Origin of the sequence: Micromonospora sp. NPDC057141 (assembly GCF_042670805.1) — a bacterium.
Taxonomy (GTDB): domain Bacteria; phylum Actinomycetota; class Actinomycetes; order Mycobacteriales; family Micromonosporaceae; genus Micromonospora.
Map to the genome: position 1 here is coordinate 39071 of NZ_JBHUVA010000051.1, position 7711 is coordinate 46781.

Consider the following 7711-nt stretch of genomic DNA (forward strand, 5'->3'; position numbering starts at 1 on the left):
TCTCCCTGTTCAGTGGCGAAGCCGGTTCACCCGTGGTGGGTCAGGCCGGCCAGCTCCAGCAGCAGCGCCTTGACCTCGGTCGCCGCCACCGCGTCGCGGGCCGGGCCGGGGTCGGAGCAGAGCAGCACCGGACCGTCGGCCGGGTCGGCCGGCAGCCGGCCGTGCGACCCGCGCACCGCCCGCGCACCGGCGTCCAGCCCCACCACGCTCATCAGGTACCGCATACCCAACTTCTTTCGGGCCAGCGCGGTGGCGGCCCGGCGTTTCGCCGCGCCCGGGGCCGCCGGGTCGAAGAACAGCTCGGCGGGGTCGTACCCGGGCTTACGGTGGATCTCCACGAGCCGGGCGAAGTCGGGGGCGCGGGCGTCGTCGAGCCAGTAGTAGTACGTGAACCAGGCGTCCGGCTCGGCCACCAGCACCAGTTCGCCGCTGCGCGGATGGGCCAGCCCGTACGCGGCCTGCCCGTCGGCGTCGAGCACCTCGGCCACCCCGGGCAGCCCCGCGCAGAGCTTCGCCACCGCCGGCACGTCGGCCGGGTCGCGGACGTACACGTGGGCGATCTGGTGGTCGGCCACGGCGAACGCCCGGGACGTCCACGGGTCCAGGTATTCCATACCGGCCTGGGTGTGCACCCGCAGCAGCCCCTCGGCGCGCAGCAGCCGGTTGACGTCCACCGGGCGGGAGACGTCGGTGATGCCGTACTCGGACAGGGCCACCACCGTGGCGTCGCGAGCCCGGGCGGCGCCGATCAGCGGCCCGAGCGCCCTGTCCAGCTCCGCCGCCGCGGCGGCGGCCTGCGGCGAGGACGGCCCGAACCGTTGCAGGTCGTAGTCCAGGTGCGGGACGTAGACCAGGGTCAGGTCGGGGGCGTGGTCGGCGAGGATCTGCTCGGCCGCCCGGCAGATCCACGCCGACGACGGCAGCCCGGCCCCCGGCCCCCAGTACGTGAACAGCGGGAAGGTGCCCAACTTCGCGGTCAGCTCGTCGTGCAGCTCGGGCGGGTCGGTGTAGCAGTCCGGCTCCTTGCGGCCGTCGGCGTGGTAGACCGGGCGGGGGGTGACCGTCCAGTCCACGTCCGCGCCCATGGCGTACCACCAGCAGACGTTGGCCACCGTGTAGCCCGGCTCGACCCTGCGGGCGGCCTGCCACAGCTTCTCCCCGCCGACCAGGGCGTTGTGCTGCCGCCAGAGCAGCACCTCGCCGAGGTCCCGGAAATACCAGCCGTTGCCGACGATGCCGTGCCCGGCCGGCGGCTCGCCGGTGAGGAACGTGGACTGCACCGAGCAGGTGACCGCCGGCAGCACCGTGCCCAGCGGCGCGGTGAACCCGCCGTCGGCCACCGACCGCAGCCGGGGCATGTGGGCCAGCAGCCGCGGCGTCAGGCCCACCACGTCCAGCACCACCAGTCTCCTGCTCACCGCAGCACCCCCGTCCCAAGTGATGTGAGGCCCACGGCGACCAGCTCGTCGCGGGCGAAGGCCAGCTCGGCGGCGATCCCCGCGGCCAGCTCCGCGTCGTCGCGGGGCCGCCGCTGGACCGGCAGCACCCCCCAGGTGTACGTCTCGACGTCGAGGTGGTCGCAGCCGGCGACCGGGCCGGCGAACAGCGCGGCCAGCGCGGCGCGCAGCACCGGCACGGTCGCGGTCAGCGGCGGCTCGGGCGGGGCGTGCAGCGGCACGTGGTAGTGCACCCGCCACGCGCCGGGCAGCCGGGCGGCCAGGGCCGCGTCGAGGTCGTCGGCGGCGTACGCCGGGTCGGCAGGGTCGGCGGCGTGGCCGCAGCCGGCGGCACGGGTCTGGTGCAGGAAGCGCGGCTCGACCCAGCGGCGCAGCGCCTCCGCAGCACCGGCCGGGGCTTCGATCGCGGCGGACACCTGCACCTTCACCACCGGCAGCCCGGCGGCGGCGAGCCGGCCCAGGGCGGCGGCCGGCTCCTCCCACGCGCAGGCCAGGTGGGCCAGGTCCAGGCAGACGCCGAGCCGCTGCGGGTCGGTGCCGGCGAGCAGGGCGGCTGCCTGGCCGGTGGACTCCACCACGCAGCCCGGTTCCGGTTCGAAGCCGACCCGCACGGTGCGGCCGGTGTCCCGCTCGACGGCGGCCAGGCCGGCGGCCAGCGCGTCGAGCCGCCGCCGCGCCGCGTCGGCCCGGCCGGCGTCCCACGGGTTGCGCCAGGCCAGCGGCAGGGTGGACACCGAGCCCCGGGCCGCGTCGTCGGGCAGCAGGTCGGCGAGCACCCGGGCCAGGTCCAGGGTGTACGCGAGCCGCTCGGGCGTCGTCCAGTCCGGGTGGTAGACGGCGTGCTTGACCACCGGGGCCTGGAACGCCGCGTACGGGAAGCCGTTGAGCGTCACCACCTCCAGCCCGCGCGCGGTCAGCTCGGCGCGCAGCCGGCGGCGGGCCGCCGGGTCGGCGGCGAGCGCGGCGGCCACCGGGGCGGCCAGCCACAGCCCCAGCCCGAGCCGGTCGGCGTCGAGGGCGCGGCGCACCGGCACCGCGTAGGTGTCCAGTTGGGCGAGGATGCCGGCGAGATCCTCGGCCGGGTGCACGTTGGTGCAGTAGCCGAGGTGGACGGTCTCGCCGCCGCCGTGGCGCAGCCGCATCAGCTGCCGCCGCGCAGGATCGAGTTGCCGGCGAACGTGCCGCCCGCCGGGGCGGGTCGCCCCGCCCCGCTGCCCGCCGACGGCCCGGCGGCCCCGGCCGGGGCGTCGGCGTCGGCGAGGCCGGTCAGGTCGAGCCGGCCGGACTGGCCGTAGAACTCGGCCGGGTTGCGCCACAGCACCCGGTCGACGTCGTCGGCGGTGAACCCGGCCAGCAGCATCGCCTCGCCGGTGGCCCGGGTCAGCAGCGGGTCGGAACGGCCCCAGTCGGCGGCCGAGTTCACCAGCATCCGTTCGGTGCCGTGCAGCCGCAGCAGCTCCACCATCCTCGGCGGCGACATCTTGGTGTCGGGATAGATGGAGAAGCCCAGCCAGCAGCCGGTGTCCCGGACCAGGCCGGCGGTCACCTCGTTGAGGTGGTCGAGGACCACCCGGCCCGGGTCGATGCCGGACTCGGCGACCACGGCGAGGCTGCGCTCCACGCCCCGGGCCTTGTCCCGGTGCGGGGTGTGCACCATGGCCGGCAGACCGTGGGCGACGGCCAGGGCGAGCTGGGCGGCGAACGCCTCGTCCTCGGCCGGGGTCATCGAGTCGTACCCGATCTCGCCGACCGCCACCACGCCGTCCTTCTCCAGGTAGCGGGGCAGCAGGTCGAGCACCGGCCGGCAGCGCGGGTCGTTGGCCTCCTTCGGGTTCAGCGCGATGGTGGCGTGGTGCCGGACGCCGAACTGCGCGGCCCGGAACGGCTCCCACCCGATGATCGAGTCGAAGTAGTCGGCGAAGCTGTCCGGGCTGGTGCGCGGCTGCCCCAGCCAGAACGCCGGCTCGACCACCGCCCGGACCCCGGCGGCGGCCATCCGCTCGTAGTCGTCGGTGGTGCGCGAGGTCATGTGGATGTGCGGGTCGAAGATGCGCATGGTCACGCCTTCCGGGCGTCGGACGGTACGGCGGCGGGGCTCGCGGCGGGGAACCCGGTGGCGGCGGTGAGCCGGTCGAGCAGGGCGGCGGCATCGGCCGGCACGTCGCGGCCGGCGGCCCGCCGCTCGGCGGCGAGCCCGCCCAGCATCGCGGCCAGTTCCGCGTCGGCGCGGGCGTCGAGGTCGTGCACCACGACCAGCGGCACGCCGGTGAAGACGCACTTGAGCACGGCCTGCCGCCAGGCGTCCGCGTCGAGGTGCCGGGCGTACGGACCGAGGGCGGCGGTGATCAGCCGGGTGTCGTTGGTGCGGATCGCGTCGTGCAGCAGCGGCTCGCACTCCGCGCCGATCGGCAGCAGCGGCAGGGCCCGCAGCACGGCCCGCTTCTCGGCGGCGTCGCCGTACCGGTAGACGTCGGCGGCGTGGCCGGCGTGGCCGGCGGGCAGCGCCGCCAGCAGCAGCGCCCGGGCGGCCTCGTCGGCCGTCCAGCCGGGGGCGTCGGGCAGCGGGTCCCGGCCGCAGCGGCGGGCGGCGGCGGCGAACCACCGCGCGATCGTCGCCGGTTCGGCCGCGACGCGCGCGATCGCCGCGTCCAGCCACTCCGGGTCGGGTACGCCCCGCAGGGCGGCGCGTAGTCGTTCGGGTGTCATCCCGGTCTCCCTTCCGAGCTGGTACGGACGGCGCTCAGCCGCCACCGGGGTGGTCGGACGGCGCGCCGGGCGCGGTGACGGTGCGGCCGATGACCGCGGGCCCGGCGGCGGCGTGGCCGGCGGCGGCGTGGAGGAAGTCGAGCGACCGGGCGGCCACCTGCGGGGCGGCGTGCGAGTGCCGGGGCAGTTCCACGGCGACCAGCCCGGCGTAGCCGACCTCGGCGAGCGCGGCGAGCACCGGCGGGAAGTCGATCTCGCCGGTGCCGAACTCCAGGTGCTCGTGCACGCCCCGGCGCATGTCGTCGATCTGCACGTTGACCAGGTGCGCGCCGACCGACCGGACGCAGTCGGGCACGTCGACCGGCTCCAGGCAGCGGCAGTGTCCGATGTCGAGGGTGAGGCCGAACGCCGCCGGGCGGCCGAGGGCGTCGTGCAGCCGCCGCCAGCCGGCGATGTCCTCGACGAGCATCCCGGGCTCCGGCTCGAAGCCGAGCGGCACCCCGGCGACGTCGGCCGCCGCGCAGACGGTGGCGCAGCCGGCCACGAGGCGGTCCCAGGCGACGGCCGGCGCGACGTCGGCGGGGCGTACCCCGGCCCAGCAGGAGACCGCCTCGGCGCCCAGGTCCGCGCCGACGGCGACGGCCCGGCGGAGGAACTCGATGCGGCGGGCCGGGTCGTCGTGCAGCAGGGTCGGGGCGTGCTTGTGCCACGGGTCGAGCAGGTACCGGGCCCCCGTCTCGATCACCACGGCGAGCCCGAGCGCGTCGAGGCGACGGGCCACGGCGGCCGTGCGGCGGGCCAGGTCGGGGGCGAACGGGTCGAGGTGGTCGTGGTCGAGGGTGAGCGCCACCCCCTCGTAGCCGAGGTCGGCGATGACGGCGAGCGCGTCGTCGAGCCGGTGGTTGGCGAAGCCGTTCGTCCCGTAGCCGAACCGCAGCCCGGCGGGCCCGGCCGCGACGACGGCGCGGCCATCGGGGGCGGCACGGCGGTCGGGGGCGGCGGGCCGGGCCGGCGGGCCGGCGGTCACGTCGGGGACACCTTCCGGGCCAGCAGCCGGCCCAGCGGCGCGGCGGCGGCGATCGCCAGGCCGAGCAGCCCCGCGCCGGCGCGGGCGGTCAGCGCGCCCTGCAACGCGGGCAGCCCGGTGATGCCCGCGCCGACGGCGGCCCGGACCCGGCCGGCCGACGGGTCGGCGAGCACCCGGGCCTGCGCCCCGCCGTAGCGGGCGAGGTAGCCGGCGGCGAGGGCGGCCGGCGCGGCGGCGGGCCGAGGGCCGACGGCCGCGGCGGCGACGAGGGCCGTGCCGGCGAGGGTCGCGCCGGGCAGGGCCCGGTCGGTGCCGCCGACCTCGCGGCGGGACAGGGCCGTGACCGTCCAGGTGTGCGCGGCGACGGTGGCCGCCGCCGGCAGCGCCCGGGACAGCCGGCCGCCGGTCGCGCCGAGCAGCACGTCCAGCCCTCGGCAGGCCGCCATCACAGCGGGGCCGGCGGCGGTGTTCTTGGCCGCCAGGTCGTACGCCCAGACGGCGGCGGCCAGCGGCACGGCGACGACGGCGGCCCGCCGGCCGCCCGCCGCGCTGGCCAGGGCCACCCCGGCCGCGGTGAGGCCGGCGGCGAGGCCGAGCGCGGCGGGCGGGCTGACCCGGCCGCTGGGAATGGGGCGCTCCGGCCGCTCGACCGCGTCGAGCCGCCGGTCGGCCCAGTCGTTGGCGGCCATCCCGGCCCAGTACAGCAGCACCGACGCGGCGGCCAGGCCGGGCGTACGCCGCCCGAGCGACCCGGCCGCCGCCGCGCCGGCCAGCACGTCGCCCGGCACGGAGAGCCCGGCCGGGGCACGGACCAGCTCGGCCAGGTCGGCGAGGGTGCTCACGCGGCACCGCCGGCCGGCGGCGAGCCGGCCCCGGTGTGCAGGTCGACGGCGAGCGCGGCCAGCCGGGCCCACTGCTCGGCCAGCGCGTGGCTGGGGGCGCGGCCGGCGGTCGCACCCGCGTCGGGCGCGGAGCCGGCAGCACCCGGGTCGGCGGGGCCCTCGGCGTCGGGCGCGGAGCCGGTGGGACCAGGGTCGGCGGGGTCGAGCGGGTCCTTGAAGAAGAACGCGAGGTCGGTCAGGGGACCGTGCCGGCCGGCGGCGTGCGCAGCGGCGGTGATCCGGGCCAGGTCGAGCACGAGCGGGGCGGCCAGGGCCGAGTCGCAGCCGTGCCAGGTGAATTCCAGCCGCATGCCGGTGCCGAGGAAGCCGGCGAAGGTGATCAGATCCCAGGCGGTCTTGAAGTCGCCCAGTTCCTCGACGTAGTCGATGCGGGTGTCGCCCTGCGGGACGTACCCGAGGATCTCACCGAGGACGCGCTGCTTGCTGGCGACCTTGGCGGCGTTGGCGTCCGGCTGGGCCAGGGTCGCGCCGTCACCGCCGCCGAGCAGGTTCGTCCCGGACCAGGAACGCACCGCGAGGTGCCGCATCGCGAACATCGGGGCGAGCACCGACTTGAGCAGGGTCTCCCCGGTCTTGCCGTCGTGCCCCGCGTACGGCAGGGCGTGCCGGGCGGCCAGCGCCGCGAGGGCGGGCAGCCGGGCCCCGGTCGACGGGGTGAAGTCCACGTACGGGCAGCCGGCGGTGAACGCCGCGTACGCGTACAGCGAGCTGGGCGGCAGCACCTCCTCGCCGGCCGCGAGCGCGGCGGCCAGGGCGTCCGCGTCGGCGTGCGCGGGGTGCGGGCGGGCGGCCGGTTCGGTGGCGGAGACGTTGACCACCACCACCCGGTCCAGCCGGTGCCGCTCGCGGAACGCGGTGAGGTCGGCGACGGCGGCGGCAACCCGGTCGGCCTGGGTCCCGCCGACCGGGGCGGGGCGCACGTCGTCGCCGACGGCGGCCAGTTCCTCGCCGAGCGCGGCGACCAGCCGGGCCGGGACCACCCCGGCGTCGGCCAGGGCCTCGGCGCGCTTGGCCAGCGGGGTGGTGGCCACGTCGTGGCCGCCGAACACGAGGTCGGCGAAGGACGGCCACGCGGGACCCCGCAGCTCGGGCAGCTCGGTGACGCAGCCGGTCGGGCCGGTGAGCCCGGCCCGCAGGGCGAGCGCCCCGACGATGCTGGTGGTCGCGACCGAGCCGCGCGCCCCCACCAGCCAGACACCCGTACGCATGGTGCTCCTTCCGCCAGTGGCTCCAGCATAGATCAAAGTCAATATTACGCGCCCCGCCCGGCCGCCCGACCCGATTCCCCGCGCCTCGGCGCCGAAAGCGGCGACAACGGTGCCGGGCGGGTTCGTCGGGTCGGGCGGCGGACGGGACTGGCAGGCAGGGTCGGTCGGCGTCCCGTCCCTGTCTCCCCCGCATGCGTGGTGCGTGGTGCGCGGCCCTCCGGCGCGGCCGGGGAATCCCGGTCCGGCCGCGCCGGAGGTGCCGTCGTGCTGTCGTGCGCGCCGGGCGGGTGCCCGCCGTCGCACGCCCTCCGGAGCCGACCCCGTCCCCGCCGCGGGGCGCAACCGCGGCGGGTCCTCGCCGGCCGGTCCGGAAAGCCTCTGGTCGGGCGGTGCCGGCACGCGGGCCGGCAC

General features: G+C 77.6%; 7 protein-coding genes. All 7 read right to left on the reverse strand.

Translation table 11 applies throughout. From position 1 onward, the window contains the following. Positions 1-26: 26 nt before the first annotated feature. Genes ACFT41_RS22405 through ACFT41_RS22435 form a run of 7 tightly spaced genes read right to left on the reverse strand, consistent with a single transcriptional unit; the run spans position 27 to position 7300 of the window. On the reverse strand, positions 27-1418 hold the full coding sequence (locus ACFT41_RS22405; protein WP_377589733.1) for an alkaline phosphatase family protein: 1392 nt from the start codon (positions 1416-1418) through the stop codon (positions 27-29). Continuing rightward, positions 1415-2599, reverse strand: a complete 1185-nt coding sequence (eboE, locus tag ACFT41_RS22410) for a metabolite traffic protein EboE (protein ID WP_377589734.1) — start codon at positions 2597-2599, stop codon at positions 1415-1417. Before eboE ends, ACFT41_RS22405 begins: the two co-directional genes overlap by 4 nt. Beyond that, positions 2599-3513: a TatD family hydrolase gene (locus tag ACFT41_RS22415; protein WP_377589735.1), complete on the reverse strand. Its 915-nt coding sequence runs from the start codon at positions 3511-3513 to the stop codon at positions 2599-2601. The genes eboE and ACFT41_RS22415 overlap by 1 nt, the downstream gene beginning before the upstream one ends. 2 nt (positions 3514-3515) lie before the next feature. Next, positions 3516-4163 carry an EboA domain-containing protein gene (locus ACFT41_RS22420; RefSeq protein WP_377589736.1) on the reverse strand — a complete coding sequence of 216 codons (648 nt, stop codon included), beginning with the start codon at positions 4161-4163 and terminating at the stop codon, positions 3516-3518. A 34-nt stretch (positions 4164-4197) separates the two neighbouring features. Next, positions 4198-5190, reverse strand: a complete 993-nt coding sequence (locus ACFT41_RS22425) for a sugar phosphate isomerase/epimerase family protein (protein ID WP_377589737.1) — start codon at positions 5188-5190, stop codon at positions 4198-4200. Next, a complete protein-coding gene (locus ACFT41_RS22430; protein WP_377589738.1) occupies positions 5187-6032 on the reverse strand; it encodes an SCO3242 family prenyltransferase in 846 nt (281 codons plus the stop codon). The genes ACFT41_RS22425 and ACFT41_RS22430 overlap by 4 nt, the downstream gene beginning before the upstream one ends. After that, complete coding sequence (locus ACFT41_RS22435; protein ID WP_377589739.1) at positions 6029-7300, reverse strand: inositol-3-phosphate synthase; 1272 nt, start codon at positions 7298-7300, stop codon at positions 6029-6031. Before ACFT41_RS22435 ends, ACFT41_RS22430 begins: the two co-directional genes overlap by 4 nt. Positions 7301-7711 lie beyond the last annotated feature (411 nt).

What these genes read in the sequence shown, in the direction of transcription:
- ACFT41_RS22415 (WP_377589735.1), bottom strand. Translation starts at nt 3,513, where the DNA reads ATGCGCATCTTCGACCCGCACATCCACATGACCTCGCGCACCACCGAC.
- ACFT41_RS22435 (WP_377589739.1), bottom strand. Translation starts at nt 7,300, where the DNA reads ATGCGTACGGGTGTCTGGCTGGTGGGGGCGCGCGGCTCGGTCGCGACC.
- ACFT41_RS22420 (WP_377589736.1), bottom strand. Translation starts at nt 4,163, where the DNA reads ATGACACCCGAACGACTACGCGCCGCCCTGCGGGGCGTACCCGACCCG.
- eboE (WP_377589734.1), bottom strand. Translation starts at nt 2,599, where the DNA reads ATGCGGCTGCGCCACGGCGGCGGCGAGACCGTCCACCTCGGCTACTGC.